This is a genomic window from Segetibacter koreensis DSM 18137 (assembly GCF_000374045.1).
Lineage (GTDB): Bacteria > Bacteroidota > Bacteroidia > Chitinophagales > Chitinophagaceae > Segetibacter > Segetibacter koreensis.
Map to the genome: position 1 here is coordinate 86,657 of NZ_KB893316.1, position 16,807 is coordinate 103,463.

Below are 16,807 nucleotides of genomic sequence, written 5' to 3' on the forward strand. Positions count from 1 at the left end.
AGTCAGAATATTATTAGAACTTATATTTAAAAAACCATTCTTAAAAATTGTAATGAAGTTAGCTTAGGTATTTTAAGATTATAAAACCAACCGGAACGATGAATAAATTGACAATAGCTTTACCACTCTTTCTTTTGACATCGCTGCTATCTACAGCTCAGCAAAAAGCTACTATTAAAGAGACTACAAAAGTTTTTAAAACGTATCCCTTTTCTGACCCAGACCCCATACCTCAAATGGGAAAAATATATCCATATTTCAGGTTTGATGGTTATACAAATACACCTGTTCAAAAAGAATGGAAAGTGGTCGAAATGGAAAATGATTATATTAAGATATTAATAATGCCAGAGGTAGGTGGTAAGATTTGGTCAGCAATAGAGAAGTCAACGGGTAAGTCTTTTATCTATTACAATCATACAGTAAAGTTTCGCGATGTGGGAATGCGTGGACCGTGGACCAGTGGAGGAATTGAACCTAATTATGGTATTATAGGACATACGCCCAATTGCGCCACGCCTGTAGATTATACAACTATTAAAAAAGCCGACGGAAGTGTTAGTTGTGTAATAGGAGTTCTGGATTTACTTACCAGGACATCGTGGCGAATTGATATTAATTTGCCTAAAGACAAGGCCTATCTTACCACAACTTCTTTCTGGTATAATTCATCAGCTTTAGAACAACCATATTATACGTGGATGAATACAGGCCTTAAAGCCAGTGGAAATCTTGAATTCATTTATCCGGGAACAAAGTATATAGGACATGCCGGCGAATACAGCGATTGGCCAATCAATAAACAAAATGGCAAGAACATTTCATTTTATGAGAATAATGATTTTGGCGGCCCAAAGTCTTACCACGTTTTTGGAAAGTATACTGACTTCTTCGGAGGCTACTATCATGACGACGATTTTGGAATGGGCAGGTACTCCAATCACGATGATAAACCAGGAAAAAAAATATGGATATGGGGCTTATCAAATGAAGGAATGATTTGGGAAAAACTTCTTACAGATACAGATGGACAATATGTAGAGGTACAGAGTGGACGATCATTTAACCAGGCTGCGGAACAAAGTACATTCACTCCTTTTAAACACAAAGGGTTTTTGCCAAAGACAACGGATGTATGGACCGAATATTGGTTTCCTGTTTTAAAGACCAAAGGCTTTGTCGCTGCAAATAATTATGGTGCTCTTAACCTGAAACAAGAAAATGGATTTTTAAAGATATATTTCTCGCCATTACAAAAAATAGATGATGCATTGGTTATAAGAGATGGAGATAAAATTTTCTATTCAAAAACACTGCAATTACATACCCTGCAGGTGTTTAAAGATTCTGTAAAGATTAATACTATCCCAACGCAGCTAAAAGCAACACTTGGAAATAATAAACTTCAATATGATGCAGCTCCTACAGCCAATGTAATTAGCCGCCCTGTTCAAAGTCCATCTGATTTTGACTGGAACACTGCTTACGGCCTATACCTGCAGGGAAGAGAAGATATACGTCAAAAATATTATGTACCGGCAGAGAATAAATTAAGGGAATCCCTGCAAAAAGAGCCGTATTATGTACCCGCCCTTACAAGCCTTGCAATGGTGTTGTATAGAAATATGCAGTATGATTCTGCTTTAAGCGTAGTAAAAAAAGCTTTGTCTGTAGATACATATGATGAAGCGAGTAATTATTATTATGGGCTTATAAATAATAAATTAGGAAACCTAACAGATGCTAAGGATGGATTTGACCTGGCTGCAATGGGAGCAGAGTATCGAAGCGCTGCTTATGTAGCCCTTGCAAACATATATTTTAAAGAAAATGAATTAACAAAAGCTACAGAATATGCAAACAAAAGTATTGCTTATAATCGTTATGCCATTGACGCCTATCAACTACTCGCTATAATTCATCGTGAGCAAAAAAATCAGAATGCGGCAATGAAAATACTTGATACCATTCAGAGGTACGATCCTCTTAATCATTTTGCCGGCTTTGAAAAGTTTCTGTGGAAGCCTACAGAAGAAAATAAAAAAGCGTTTACCGGTTTAATAAGAAGTGAAATGCCGACAGAGACTTTTCTTGAATTAGCGATATGGTATAATAATGCAGGTAGAAGAAATGATGCCGCAAAATTATTAAAGAGTTCTCCTTCAAATGCTGAAGTATTGTACTGGCAGGCATTCCTTGAAAACAGACCATTAAATGTTTCTCTGATTCATCCCGACATGGTTTTTCCCTTTCGCCCTGAAACTGCTGACGTATTGAAAGGTTTATTGCAGAAAAATGATAATTGGCTTATAAAATATCACTTGGCGCTCATTGAGTGGAACTATAATAACATAGAGTCAGCAAAACAGCTTTTTGAGCAAATTGGAAACACGCCTGACTATCCGCCCTTTTATGCTGCAAGAGCCAATTTTAATATGACGAACGACAGCAGTATAGTATTAAATGACTTGCAGCAGGCAAGGAAAATGGATAAAAACCAATGGCGCTATGGCAAAAACCTGGTAAACTACTATTTATCGCACAGAAATTATAACATGGCCTTGCAGGTTGCAGAAGAATGTAAAAGCCAGTTTAAAGGAAATTTTATTTTAGACATGCTGTATGCTAAAACACTGTTACAAAACAAAAAATATGCTGAAGCAAATAACTTACTTAAAACAATGCGGATACTTCCAAACGAAGGAGCTACAGGGGGCAGACAATTGTATAAAGAAACGCAACTAATGTTGGCACTTCAGCAAATGAAGATTGGTGATTATGCCAAAGCACTCCAATATATAGATTCTGCAAGAATATGGCCTGAAAACCTTGGAGTGGGTAAACCATATAGTGAGGATATAGATGAAAGGCTGGAAGATTGGCTTGCCTACGAAAGTTATACAAAACAGGGAAACGCGACAGCGGCAAAGGAAATGCTGGATAAAATACTTTCAAAGCCAGCAAATGGTTCATCCGTGAATAATCTTGTTAGTGCCTGGGCTTTACAAAAAACAGGAAAAGACAAGCAGGCAAAAAAGCTTTTAAACGACTGGAAAGAAAAAGAAAAAAATAACCTTTTAGCAAAATGGGCATGGGATGTTTATAACGGAGAAAACAAAACGTTACCAGATAATATTGATACCAATGAAAACACAAGATTGTTACAACAGGTAGTTACTGTTCAATAAATTCATCATGCTTATCTACCTAAAGTTATTGCTCCGACATCTAATCAGGGTGTTCGTATAGATTATAAGTAATTATTGCCCCATTCCTTTTATTAAAAAATAGCAGCGAGTTTTTAATAGGTATGATAACGAAAGTGGGTATTTGTTGCACGTATAGGAACAATAATTCTACAAAAAAAAAGAGTTACTTTTTTAAATAACCTGTCTTTGTGGTCTGCTAACTGGCATAGAATGTGAAAATATTTAATGTAAAAATTAAATATCAAATTATGAGCACATTTCAAAACAACAAAAGTGCAAACAGCGAAAATCCTGTAGAAAAATATCCTAAACCTCCTTTTCCTGACCAGAAACAGGAAGTGCCCGGATTAGAAAGTAAAATGCAACCTAAAGCAGATCATGGTGAAAAGTCGTATAAAGGGTCGGGAAAGTTAACAGGTAAAAAAGCAATAATAACAGGCGGAGATTCGGGTATAGGACGCGCTGTGGCAATTGCATTTGCACGTGAAGGTGCGGATGTACTGATTTCGTATCTTAGCGAACATGAAGATGCAAAAGAAACAGCAAAATATGTTGAGGAAGCGGGAAGAAAAGCTGTTTTAGTGCCAGGTGATATAAGTGAAGAGGAGCAATGCAAACAAATAATAAACCGGGCTTTGGAAGAATTTGGTCAGATAGACATTTTAGTAAATAATGCTGCCTATCAAATGGCGCATGAATCACTTCAGGAAATAACCAGCGAGGAGTTGGATCACACTTTCAAAACAAACATTTATGCAATGTTTTATTTGTGTAAAGCTGCAGAACCTCACCTAAAACCTGGCAGTACCGTTATTAATACAACGTCCGTTAATGCCTATAAGCCGTCGCCAAGTTTAGTTGCATACGCTGCTACTAAAGGAGCGATCCAAAACTTTACGGCAAGTCTGGGACAACTGTGGGCAGAAAAAGGTATCAGAGTAAATTGTGTTGCTCCAGGTCCTATATGGACGCCGCTTGTTGCTTCTACCATGCCTCCTGATCGGGTAAAAACTTTTGGCCAGGATGTTCCTTTAAAACGAGCAGGACAGCCTGCAGAACTTGCTCCCGTTTATGTATTGCTTGCTTCCAACGATTCTAGTTATATGACTTCTTCAACGGTGCAAGTTACGGGTGGAACACCGACTATATAATTACAAAAAATAAAAACACTTCATGCAATAATTTCTAGGTTTTATTGACCCGGCCGTTATTGCTAAAAAATATATGTAATTGAAAAGAAGGGTTAGAAACTCGAAACGAAGTTTGGTCAAAGTTGTAATGCAAAGTCGGTTGAAGAATCTGTTTATATCAAAAACAGGATGATCGGTAGAAATAAGTGAGTTAAGCGGAGAAGAAGTAGTAGTAAGTGTTACGCCATTGCAAGCTTTTCAGACATCTTTTAAAACTTTCCAGCTTTACATGCTTTAAAGAAAAACTAGCTGGTGTTCCTTTTGATAAAGAGCTTTTTATGAAATGGAAGGTGTCTTTTGCGACACCCTCTATTTTATAAAAAAAGTGCTTGTTGATATTAAAGCAAATTCATTGCCTTTACAAAAAAAGTAAATACAAAAGGAAGTGTTACCCAGAAAAATTTGGGAGCAACAATACACATAAAAACCAGTGCAATCAAAGCAATTAAAAAATATAACCAAAACCTTCCTGTAGACTTAGTTGTTTCCATACTTTTTTTGTTTCGGCAAAATTAGGAGATGAGATATTATAAACCAATATTTGTTTTTATGTATTTTCAACACACTTTGAAAGGTTTTCATTTATTTTGCCGCATATAAAATTTTAATACTTTGAGTAACGATAAATCTTTGATGGAAGAAAATAATGATTTAGCATCTAATGATGCTTTGTCTGGCGATGCTGTTTCTAAAGGAAACAGTAAGAAAAATGAAGAAGGTGCATCAGGGAAAAAAACTGTAAAGAAAAAAACTACAAAAGTTACTGCAGAACCTGTTAAGGTGGAAAAGCCTGCTGCTTCTACAACTGCCGGGAAGAAACCTATAAAAAAAGCAGTACCTAAAAAGGCTGCTGAAGCAAGAACAGAAACGGTAGAACCAAAGCCGGCAAAAGTAAAAAAAGTCGCAGCTAAAAAAACTACAGGAAAAGAACAAACAGCAAGTGAGCAAAAGCCTGCAATAAAAAAACAAACACCTGCTGCAAAACTGCCAGTAACAGAGGAACAAACAGAGACCTTAACTAAAGATGTAGCAATAGTAAATCCTGTTGCAGAACATCAGGAAATATCAGGAGAACATTCCATTGCGGTACTGCCCTTACAAGAACCTGAGAAACAGGAGGAGGCTTTGCGAGCATTACATGAACAAGTTACCGAAACGGATAATACAAACGAAGAAGCTATAAGTTCAGGAAATGCTGTTATACCTGAAGCAGAATCTGGTACAGAAGAAAAATTTAGATTTATCGATAATGCGGGCTTAGGCGTACAAGATGAAGTTATACAACCAGCAGTATCAGCACATTTTGAAGAAGATTCGTTAACAGAAGAACAAGTTATGACCGCAGAAGCAGAAACAAGTCCTGTATTGCCGGATACATCTAGGTCACCTGTTTCTGCGTTACGCAGAATAAATTTTCATGTTAAGTATCATACTAAATTGGGTCAGTCAATATTTGTGACCGGCAATCATCCATTATTAGGAAATAATAATGCTGACGATGCGTTTGCACTCAGTTATTTAAATAATGAGTACTGGTCAGGCACATTAGAAGTTCCTGCGGGTGAAAATATTACAAAAGATATTTCTTATAACTACATCGTAAAAAATGAAGATGGTACAACAACTATTGAATGGGGAGATGATAAAACCATTCAACCATTAACGTATAACGCGGAAGAAGTTTTTTTAATTGATTCCTGGAATTCTTCATCTTTTATCGAAAATACTTTTTATACAGAGCCATTTCAAGAGGTGCTTTTAAAAGAAAATTTTACTCAGGTTGAAAGTAAAATACCAGAAACTGTTACACATATATTCAAAGTAAAAGCTCCATTATTATCAAAAGGGCAAACTTTATTTATTACAGGATCTACACCCGAATTAGGCGAATGGAATACTGAAAGACCATTATTACTTTCAAGAAAAGCTGATGAAATTTGGTACACAATTTCGCTTGACCTTACAAATTCTACTTTTCCTTTCAATTATAAATACGGAGTATTTGATATAAATACCAACAAGTTTGTACAATACGAAGATGGAAAAAACAGGTTGATAGAAAGTTCTACACCTGAAAAACTTACTGTTGTATCAGATGGGTTTGCAATTTTACCAAATACAGGTTTTAAAGGTGCGGGTGTAGCTATCCCTGTCTTTAGCTTAAGAAGCGAAAATAGTTTTGGAGTAGGGGAGTTTGCAGATATAAAATTATTAGTTGACTGGGCAAAGCAAGTTGGCTTAAAGTTAATTCAGATTTTACCTGTAAATGACACAAGTGCAACTCATACAAATGCAGACAGTTATCCTTATGCAGCTATTTCAGCATTTGCGTTGCATCCTTTATATCTTCATTTACCATCGGTAATTAATAATGACAGTTCTGTGTTATTCTCTTTACAGGAAAAACAAAAAGAGCTCAACAACAAACCCACTGTTGATTATGTTGATGTGATGGCGGCAAAATGGGCTTTCATCAAACAGGTTTTTCCGCAACAAAAACAGCAGGTTTTTGAAAGTGACGAGTTCTTGTCTTTTTTTAATGAAAATTCTCACTGGCTTGTTCCGTATGCTGCTTTCAGTTATTTTAAAGAAAAATACAACACTTCAGATTTTAGTAAATGGCCTACTAACAGCTCATTTGATGCTGCAGAAATAAATGGATTAGGGGCTAATGTAAATGATGCTGCCGAAGAATTAAGTATATACTATTATATCCAGTTCCACTTGCATTTGCAATTAAGAGAAGCTACTACTTATGCTCACCAAAAGGGTATTATTGTAAAAGGTGATATACCCATCGGTATTTACAGGTACAGTTGCGATGCATGGGAGCAACCTGCTCTTTTTAATATGAATATGCAGGCCGGAGCGCCTCCTGATGACTTTGCAGTCAAGGGGCAAAATTGGGGTTTCCCAACCTACAACTGGCAACGCATGAGAGAAAATGGTTTTGCGTGGTGGAAAAAGCGCTTTAAGCAAATGAGTTACTATTTCGATGCTTTCCGTATCGATCATATACTCGGCTTTTTCCGTATCTGGAGTATTCCAATGGATTCTGTCGAAGGTATCATGGGTTATTTTGTTCCTGCTGTGCCTGTTTATATACACGAGTTTGCTGAAAGAGGAATATCGTTTGACGCTGACAGGTTTACGAGACCTTATATTAATGACGCTGTTTTATCAGAGGTTTTTGGTATCGATAAAGAAGATATTATTTCTCAGTTTTTAGATTCTGCATCAAATACAAACTACACTCTTAAGCCAGCGTTCAATACCCAGAGAAAAGTAGAAACCTATTTTTTATCGCAGGAAGAAACTGAGCAAAACAAAAAAATCAAATTGGGATTATTTGATTTAATTAGTAATGTCATTTTATTCGAAGTTGAAGAATCTGAAGGGCAGGAATTTCATTTCCGAATAGATATGGCCTCAACTCCATCTTACAGGCATCTTGATGGTCATACTCAATACTTGCTGAAAGAGTTGTATGTAAATTATTATTACCGCCGCCAGGATGACTTCTGGAAAAAAGAAGCAATGCTAAAATTACCGGCTTTGAAACATAGTACCAACATGCTTATTTGTGGTGAGGATTTAGGTATGGTACCAGAGTGTGTGCCTGGAGTTATGAAAGAACTGGCAATATTGAGCCTGGAAATTCAGCGTATGCCTAAAGACCCTACACGTGAATTTTTCCATCCTAATGATGCACCTTATCTCAGTGTTGTTACTCCTTCAACACATGACATGAGCACAATAAGAGGGTGGTGGGAAGAAGACCGTGCTGCAACACAAAGATTTTTTAATAATGAATTAGGGCAATGGGGCACTGCACCGTTTTTCTGTGAGCCTTGGATTAATAAAATTATTCTTCTGCAGCATTTGTATTCGCCGGCCATGTGGAGCATCTTTCAGTTACAGGATTTGCTGGGAATAAACGGATCACTAAGAAGAGAAAACCCGAATGAAGAAAGAATAAACATTCCTGCAGACCCTAAACATTACTGGAATTATCGTATGCATCTGAGCCTTGAAAACTTAATAAATGAAACTGAGTTTACTTCTGAACTTAGGGGTTACGTTCATCAATCCGGCCGATAAATAGTAGTGTATAAAATTTTCAAAGCCATTGGGATAATCTCAATGGCTTTACTTTAAATTGACACTATTGACTGAGTTGATAAGGCTCCTCCGATAACATTATCTCTTGAAGGAAACCTCGCATTTTATTCGCTTATTAACCATGAAAAAATGTAATCAATTAGTGTTTATCTTTCCTTATATCCTGAAAATCCTTGTTGCGATCCTGTAAGTCCTTATCGAACTGACTATTGTATTTTTGCATTGTTCGTTCATCTTTGTGGCTTTCAGCATCAACTCTGTTATAATCGTCTTTGTCTTTCTTCAACTTTGCATAGTCCCCTGCAAGAGCTGCTTTGTTTCCTGATTTTTGATCTTGTTTTATCTTAATCCAATCCTTATTAATTGCATGTACATCCCTTCCAATAGCCTTATTATCTTTATGAATATCAGCCCCTTCTTTGTCTATTTTTTCTTTATTAGCGTGAGTATCACCGTTGTCTTTTTTTAGGTCTTGATAATCTTTGTGCAACTCCTGGTTTGGTGCAATATCTACCTTTTTGGGTTCTTTTGTTTGGGCATTAACACCTGCTGCAACCGCAACTGCAATTACCAGCATCGAAACTTTAGTTTTCATCATTGTTTTTTTTTGAGTTTAAAAATTCTTGACAATTCTAACTGAGCAATTAGAATGCCTTAGCTTTATTTTTAGTTCAAATAGAGAATGAACAGCGGTGATTTAAATTAGATTTAACAACAGTTTTTACCCTGTTTGTGAGAGTAGATGAAGGAGCAACAAATTGATTTTGTCAGGGCTTTCCTCTCATTTTTTCTTGCATGCCCCTAAAACTTGATTACGGCAGGTTTTATTGTTTTAAATTTCCCATTGAGAAGTCTTGTACTTCTACACAACGTCTTTATGATCCTCTGTGCGTTTGAGTTTGTGTGGCATTATTTACCTTTGGCGTTATGAGAAAACTGAGTATGGATGAATTGGGACGAAAGTCAATAGAAGAATTTAAAGAGGCAGAAAAAAATACCGTTATTGCTGTACTTGACAATATTCGAAGCATGCACAATGTCGGCAGCGTATTTCGCACGTCTGATGCATTTTTGATAGAAGCTATTTTTTTATGTGGTTACACTCCGCAACCTCCTCACCGTGATATAAACAAAACAGCTCTTGGTGCAACTGAAACAGTTGACTGGATATTTTTTCCAACTGCTGCTGAAGCAGTTTACGAATTAAAAAGAAAAGGATATAGAGTATACGCAATAGAACAAACGGAAGGAAGTATTTCACTCGAAAAATTTGTATGGAACAAGAAAGAAAAAATTGCAGTTGTATTTGGAAACGAAGTGGATGGGGTAAGTGATGAAGTGCTCAAACTGGTGGATGGAAGTATAGAAATACCCCAATCAGGAATGAAGCACTCATTAAATATTTCTGTAGCCGCTGGAATTGTATTGTGGGACATTGTTAGAACAACAATTAGTACAGATCTATAGTTGTTCGTTGTAATCTCCGTGTTGTAATAGATAATAAATAGCAGTGGAAAAAGTACGGGGGCCATTGAAGCGTATTGGCGAAGCTCCTGAAGGAATACTTTCAGTTGCACGATAGTTTTCTTTGAAATAACCACCTTCAGGATGAGGTTGCAGGTTAAGATGAGTTATGTAAAACGAAGCGTCCATAAGTTTAAAAACTTTTTTTACTTTTTTTCTATGTTCATTTATCCTCAATTCATCATCAAAACATTTACACTTCTTTGCAAAATATTAAATGCAATTTCTGCCATGAGGTTTTCCCGGTCAAGAGTTGGATTTACTTCAGCTATTTCAAAGCAGCAGATTTTTCGGTTTTGCATAAATTTACTTACCAGGTCTTCAGCTTCTCTTTCACGAAGACCATTACTTACCGGCGTCCCGGTTCCTTTTGATATAGATGAGTCAAGGCAATCAACATCAAAGCTGACATATATATCGGTGCAATCACTGAGATAACGAATAACGGACCGAACAATATTTTCAACACCTTTTCGACGCACTTCACTGGTGGTAATTACTTTTATTCCATATTTTTCTATTATCGCCTTTTCTTCGCGTTCATAATCCCGAAGAGAAATAAAGACGATGTCTTCAGCTAATATTTTCGGAGAAATATTTCCAATTGTTTTCAAATAGTTCCATTGCTTTTCTGTTTCGCTATCGAGTTCGTGCACAGCACTTTCTTTATTGTCTTCTGCAAGAGCTGTTGCCAGCGGCATACCATGCATATTACCGGATGGAGTTGTGTAAGGTGTATGTAAATCTGCATGGGCATCTATCCATATCACCCCAAGTTTAGAGTTTGGTTTAGCCATTTTTATACCTGCGATAGTTGCTCCTGATGTGCTGTGATCTCCACTTAAAACAACAGGAAAAAAGTGAGCTTTTATAGTATCTGAAACTGCTTTGCTTACTTTATCGTACATAGAGCAAATGCCTTTTATCCGCTTGGCATAAGGTGATACAATAGGTTCAAACAATATATTATTTTCAGCAGGAATTTTTTCTGAGGGAAAGTGAACAAAAAAGTTGCTCATAAAATCAAGTGCAGCGATCTTAATTGCGTCTACCCCTAAGCTTGCGCCCCTGGTACCGGCACCAATTTCTGATGGAGCTTCAATTAATTTAATATTTTTCATATAAATTTTTACGTGTACAGTTTTTGCTTAAGTAAACGAAAAGCAGAAGTAGTGTAAACGGGAAAGCTACTGCGGTATATAAAAGTTTACCGGAAGTAATAAGGTGGCAAAAGAAACTGCCTTTGTATGACCAACGCGATTTTGCATGCCCTGTAAAAGGTAACAAAATTACAATTTTCCTTCTAATGGATTAATACCATTAATAGAACCATAAGACGAGATGATTTTAAAGCGAACAAACATGTCCTCGCTGTACCATTTTTCCTGCCGTGTTTTCCTGATTACCTCAGTATGTTCGTGCATTTTGTAAGCAAAAGTTTTTAGGCTCTCTTTATCTTCCCAAATGCTAAATGTTGCCTGTTTTATCCAAGGCACTTCACCCATGCCTAGTGAAGTAATAAATCCTTTTGATGAAGGCATTAAACGGGCAACTCCATTAACATGTTTCCAAAAATGCTGCAAACGATGTATACGTATAGTAGCGCGTGTAAGTACAGCAATAAGTCCGTCGTAGTCGGAAGATCGAGGTAAGGTTCCAAATGCTTCTTCACCATCCCATGTGCCGTAACCTTCTATAGGTTTTAAAACCAAAGTCCATCGTGAGCAGCCCATAAATTTCCACCAGTTATAGATAAAACTGCCGTAAACCGTTTTATAATCAAAAGATGAAAACTGGTTATTTTGAGTGAATCCGTCTGTTACCATTAAAATTGCCCATTGACGTAAGTCAGGTACTTTGTCAAAAGAACCGTTTTTTCCGCATCCCATTAATTTATAAAATGTAGCGTTTTTATTAAAAAACATTGGAAACCTAAACAAGGCCATGGAAAAAAAACCTGCCCATGCTACCCATTTTGGATAACGGACTATAGTAAGAAATGCATGCATTATTGCAAGATAGTCTACCGGATTAAAACTTTGAGCTAAGAAGATAAATCAAAATACATAATATAAAAGCAACAATAACAGCTGCTAAAAATTTATACTTGTCCCAATAGGTATGTATGCGTGATTGCCTTGAGAATTGATAGATCTTCTTATATATTTCATTATCAGTTCCGGCAAGTTGAGTGAGTTGATCACAGATCTTTTGCACTTGCGGAAAGTGTAAAAAACGTGAGCAGTTAAGTATTTCGTCTATGAAATGAGCGCTTATTGTAGGATCATTTGTGTGCTTTACTATTAAAATATTTTGAATTGCCAACAAGTGTTGAATGTGATGATATAGCGCCCTTCTGTTCATACGGGCAGGGTCAAGCGCTGTTATTTTTTTTCTAAATTCAACAGCTTCATTCAAAATGATCTGTGCAGTAGGTTGCCGATAGGTTTTCTTCTTTTCAGTCTGCGATTGCTCTCGCCGGCGTGAGTTATATTCCTGTCTTTGCTTTGCATCTGATAATACTTCATATGCCTCTTTTATTTCTTTAAACTTTGCCTCGTGTACATTACTTCCAAAGTTTCTGTCAGGATGATAAAGTAAGGCAAGCCTGCGAAAAGATTTTTTTATATCGGCAATAGTGGCACCAGGGCTAAGTTCTAATATTTTGTAATAATCTTTCAATAACATGGTTAACAATCGAAAAGCATTTTTCTATTTAAGACAAATTGTAGAAAATAGAAATAAGAAAGTAAAGAATATGGCAAGTGTATGATAAATGTTTTGTACAATAAAAAAAGAAAGACGTTTTTTTTGGAATGGCAATTAAAAATGAGCATGAAGTTAGTCCAAAGCTGGTTTTTTAGTAATTGAAATTGTAGCAATATTTTCTTATTTAAAGAAAAAGGCAGCTTCTCAGCCGCCTTTTTCTTTAAAATTAATAGACCTCTGCTAGGGCTTCAAAATTACCTTTACACAGTTGTCTTGTTTGTCATTAAAAATATCATAAGCATAAGCTGCTTGTGCCAGCGGTAAGCGGTGAGTTATTATATCATCCAGTCTTATTTTTCCTTCTTCTACCCATGTATTCAGCTCATCAATGTAGGTATGCGCCGGCGCCTGTCCGGCTTTGATGGTTAGCCCTTTATCGAATATCTGGTGCCACGGGAAGTTGTCGTACGGGTAACCATAGACGCCAACTACAGATACTGTTCCTCCGCGTCTTACGGCCGAGAGGCACATCCGCAGGGCGTTAATTGTTCCTTTCTCAAAACGGACTACACTTGCAACTCTGTCAAGAAAACTTCGATCTGCTTCCATGCCGACTGCATCTATAACGACGTCAGCTCCGCGGCCGTTTGTCATTGATCTTATTTCTTCAATAGCATTATCGTTGTCTTTTACATTTATTATCTCTGCCCCACACACGCTCTTTGCCATTGTTAGCCGGTAATCTTCAACATCAAGAGCAATCACTTTTGAAGCACCGCGCAACCATGCTACTTTCATAGCCATGAGCCCTACAGGGCCACAACCAAAGATCGCTACAGTTTCACCACCTTTCACTCCGCCCCAATCAACTGCTGCATATCCCGTAGGCAGAATATCGGTCAGAAACAAAACCTGCTCATCGGTAAGCGCATCAGAAACTATTCGGGGGCCAAAATTAGCATAAGGCACTCTTACATATTCTGCCTGACCACCATCGTAACCTCCATACATGTCGGTGTAGCCAAACAGTCCGCCACCTTTACCGGTTAGCAAACCACCCTCAGGACCGTAATTGTCTGGATTAGAATTTTCGCAATGACCTACCAAACCATGACTACAAAAATAGCAACCTCCGCAGGCTACAGGAAATGGAACAACTACGCGATCACCCTTTTTTAGTTTGTTGACATTGCTTCCCACTTCTTCGACGATACCCATAAATTCGTGCCCTAACACCATATTTCGCGGTTGAGGAAACATGCCGTTATAGATATGAAGATCAGAACCACAGATTGCTGTGGATGTAACCCTTATAATTGCATCACCAGGTTGTTTTATTTCTGGATCCGGCACATTGTCTACTCTTATGTCTTTCGGTTTATGAAATACTGCAGCTTTCATTACAGGTGAATTTTTGATTGAATAAATGGTTTAAAAAGCAAATTATTTTAATCATTAAAAAAAATATGCCATTTCAAATAATAGTTTCAACCTAACGTATGAATAAGTTGCAGCAAGAAATAATGAATAATTGTTAAACAATAGGGTAAAGGCCTATGTAATCTTTAAGCTTAAAAAATTAATAATGGGAATATTTGAGTTACTCATCCGAATTAAAAAAGTATTACAAATACAAAAACCGGTAATGAAATTTGCAACAAAAACAGGCTGACCAATACCAGTGGACAGCCTGCAGTTATACCATCATAGAAAAAAACTGAAGCCAAGTCTAATTCATCATTTCTATTTCTAATACAGCTTCCTGAACTTCAGAACGAATATGTCGAGGTAATTCATTCTCAGCCAAATCAAATAAAGATTGAAATACATAAGCGGGCGCTGTCTGTTTTACACCTTTCAGCCAGTTTATTGCTTCTGCCTTATTTATACTCCGTAACATCCATTTTGCAGCAAACATTTTTTCCTGCACAGGAATGCCTGCCGTGAGCCTTGCATTCAACTCAAGCAACTCATCGTCAGTATAGTGTTTCCATAAGGCCTGGTTAATCAACGACTCTTCTTTGCCCATGTGCTCCAGGTTAAAAATCATAAAATCACGGAAAGCTTTACTGATACAAGATCCGCAATTAATTTTTTCTTCATCTAAGTCAACAGAACGAAAAACAGACAGCAAGGTTTTTAGTTTGTTCCCTAATTCGATATCTTCTACATGTTCCTTTTCAAATTTAGCTACCAAATCGGGCTCAAATGCTTCAATTGCAGGTAGCATAAATGTGTCTTCATGATAAGCATGTTTCTCAAATTGTTCAATTACGGTTTCTACTTTTGCAAGAGCAATTTCGGCCTCGTCGGCATCTGTAAAATCCGTTTGTTGCAGTGTCATTGCCATATCGTACATCAATGCGCGAAGTGCCTTGTGGATCAGGTTGAACGAATTGTAACGTTGCATAAAAATAAACAGTTAGTTTTAGTTAATTAAAATTGTAGTTCAAAATTGTTGTCGGAGAGAAACTTAAACAACCAGATTTGGATGAATTGGCAGAAACGCTGTATGGACGGTAGGAATTAACAATTAACAATGAATAATAACCATTGAAATTAATTAATGATTATCCTTGAAGCACTACTTTATCTTCAAATGTCATTAGTTATCAACAATAGCGTTAACTGTACGACTAATTGTGGAAATTTTCTTGCTATCTTTTTGTTTGTCGAATAGATGTTATAATTACGCATACTTCCTCTAAAATAATTACCTATATCTGCCCTACATCGCACTATACCTATTATAGAATTTGAGAAGTTTTTGGGAAATTTAATTCAATGCCAGCATGATGATTGTTTTATTGAACCTAGTATTCTGTATTAGACTAATAGGAACAACAACAATTGAGAAACAATTAAGAGGAACAGTTAACTCGTGGTCGCTAATAGTCATAGCAGGCTTAAGATATAGTTAAAATAACTTATAATAATATTTGTGTATATAAATTTTTGTTTTTATATTTATGCTATATAAAAAGTAAAAAAAGAAAGCGTACTAGCTTAACAAGTAAGTATAAAATTGCTCCCCCAAATTACAATATTATAGTAGTTAAATGATACTATATAATTATGAAACCTCCCAGAGTTAAATAGCAACAAATAAGTAAAATATCAAAAGGAAAAGTAGCGGGAATTTAGGCTGAAAAATTATAAGTTATTTCTAGAACTATAAACATTTTAAACTCCAGAAAGATATCCTATAGCAGGAGATGGAAAAGTGAAAGTCACTTTTTTATTTCCTATTTACCATAAATTAAAAAAGAAAAAATCTCAAAGTGTGACTTAGGCTGGCGAAGCCCTAAATTTTGTAGTCCTCGTAATGATTTTTGGACGTAGCAATCTTATTTTTCTTCACCACCATAAATCCCAACTATTTAATCTATACAATTATGAAAAAAATATTTGTTTTTTCTGTTGTTTGTTTTTCAGTCATTACGCTTAATGCTCAAAAGAATTTTGATGAGAAAACTGGTGAGCAAATTTTAAATCTGCTTCCGGGTAAAATGAAGGATAAAGACATTAAGAAAGAAAATGACAGGGTAAAAAATGCAAAAGGTTTTTTGGGATGGTATTGCCATAGAGATTACGGTGACTATAAGCAAAACGTGAAGGTTGAATGCATTAATAACTCCCCGTCTCTGGTTAGTGTCAACGATTTTTTAAATAATCCAACAAATAATCCCAACTATCTGATAACCACAATAGATGGGAAGAAAGCCCTGGTGCAAACGCTAATCTTTGAAAATGGTACAGTTAATTATGAATTGTTAATCCCCATGAGTACTACGCTTCTTTCTGTAAGAACTATTGGCTATTCACGGGATGATTTAATAGCTCTGGCTAATACCATACCCGTAGCCAAAATTGCAAGCCTGGTAGAATAAGTGTTTGCACTTTTTACGACTTTTTTTTTAATTCAAATCGAGAACTGCTTTTCCAAACCAAATGATGTAGAGGTAAATGTAAGTTGTTCATCTTACTGCTTATTTCTGATATCATTAATTACGCATCTTGGCAATTTGCAATGATTTGGCTGCTAACAATAAT

General features: G+C 36.3%; 13 protein-coding genes. 5 read left to right on the forward strand and 8 right to left on the reverse strand.

From position 1 onward, the window contains the following. Positions 1–98: 98 nt before the first annotated feature. Positions 99–3,188, forward strand: coding sequence for a DUF5107 domain-containing protein (locus B154_RS0104740; RefSeq protein WP_018612177.1), 3,090 nt, complete (start codon positions 99–101; stop codon positions 3,186–3,188). 269 nt (positions 3,189–3,457) lie between these two features. Beyond that, positions 3,458–4,360, forward strand: a complete 903-nt coding sequence (locus B154_RS0104745) for an SDR family oxidoreductase (RefSeq protein ID WP_018612178.1) — start codon at positions 3,458–3,460, stop codon at positions 4,358–4,360. A 377-nt stretch (positions 4,361–4,737) separates the two neighbouring features. Here B154_RS0104745 and B154_RS32155 read toward each other — a convergent pair whose 3' ends face one another. Beyond that, on the reverse strand, positions 4,738–4,890 hold the full coding sequence (locus tag B154_RS32155) for a hypothetical protein (protein WP_018612179.1): 153 nt from the start codon (positions 4,888–4,890) through the stop codon (positions 4,738–4,740). 121 nt (positions 4,891–5,011) lie between these two features. On the opposite strand from B154_RS32155, the gene B154_RS0104755 reads away from it, so the two are divergent. After that, positions 5,012–8,500 (forward strand): 4-alpha-glucanotransferase, encoded by a 3,489-nt coding sequence (locus tag B154_RS0104755; protein WP_245542551.1) that lies wholly within the window; start codon positions 5,012–5,014, stop codon positions 8,498–8,500. Positions 8,501–8,660: 160 nt separating this feature from the next. Here the strand turns inward: B154_RS0104755 and B154_RS0104760 are convergent, their stop codons facing one another. Then, positions 8,661–9,119: a hypothetical protein gene (locus B154_RS0104760; RefSeq protein ID WP_033411116.1), complete on the reverse strand. Its 459-nt coding sequence runs from the start codon at positions 9,117–9,119 to the stop codon at positions 8,661–8,663. Between the two features lie 329 nt (positions 9,120–9,448). Here B154_RS0104760 and B154_RS0104765 point away from each other — a divergent pair, with 329 nt between their 5' ends. After that, positions 9,449–9,988 (forward strand): RNA methyltransferase, encoded by a 540-nt coding sequence (locus B154_RS0104765; protein ID WP_033411152.1) that lies wholly within the window; start codon positions 9,449–9,451, stop codon positions 9,986–9,988. Here the strand turns inward: B154_RS0104765 and B154_RS27700 are convergent. The 6 genes from B154_RS27700 to B154_RS0104800 form a co-directional block, all read right to left on the reverse strand. Next, positions 9,983–10,174, reverse strand: coding sequence for a cupin domain-containing protein (locus B154_RS27700; protein ID WP_083934921.1), 192 nt, complete (start codon positions 10,172–10,174; stop codon positions 9,983–9,985). The genes B154_RS0104765 and B154_RS27700 overlap by 6 nt on opposite strands. Before the next feature lie 44 nt (positions 10,175–10,218). Then, a complete protein-coding gene (locus B154_RS0104775; protein WP_018612184.1) occupies positions 10,219–11,166 on the reverse strand; it encodes an arginase in 948 nt (315 codons plus the stop codon). Between the two features lie 168 nt (positions 11,167–11,334). Further along, on the reverse strand, positions 11,335–12,054 hold the full coding sequence (locus tag B154_RS0104780) for a DUF3291 domain-containing protein (protein WP_018612185.1): 720 nt from the start codon (positions 12,052–12,054) through the stop codon (positions 11,335–11,337). 22 nt (positions 12,055–12,076) lie between these two features. Next, entirely contained in the window at positions 12,077–12,733 is a 657-nt protein-coding gene (locus tag B154_RS30535; protein ID WP_018612186.1) for a J domain-containing protein, read from the reverse strand. A gap of 261 nt (positions 12,734–12,994) precedes the next feature. Next, positions 12,995–14,155 carry a zinc-dependent alcohol dehydrogenase gene (locus B154_RS0104790; protein WP_018612187.1) on the reverse strand — a complete coding sequence of 387 codons (1,161 nt, stop codon included), beginning with the start codon at positions 14,153–14,155 and terminating at the stop codon, positions 12,995–12,997. Positions 14,156–14,483: 328 nt separating this feature from the next. After that, positions 14,484–15,164 carry a hemerythrin domain-containing protein gene (locus B154_RS0104800; RefSeq protein WP_018612188.1) on the reverse strand — a complete coding sequence of 227 codons (681 nt, stop codon included), beginning with the start codon at positions 15,162–15,164 and terminating at the stop codon, positions 14,484–14,486. Positions 15,165–16,149: 985 nt separating this feature from the next. Between B154_RS0104800 and B154_RS0104805 the strand changes: the two genes are divergently transcribed. Beyond that, the gene (locus tag B154_RS0104805; RefSeq protein WP_018612189.1) at positions 16,150–16,644 is read left to right on the forward strand and encodes a hypothetical protein; all 495 of its coding nucleotides are present in this window, start codon (positions 16,150–16,152) and stop codon (positions 16,642–16,644) included. The last annotated feature ends 163 nt before the right edge of the window (positions 16,645–16,807 follow it).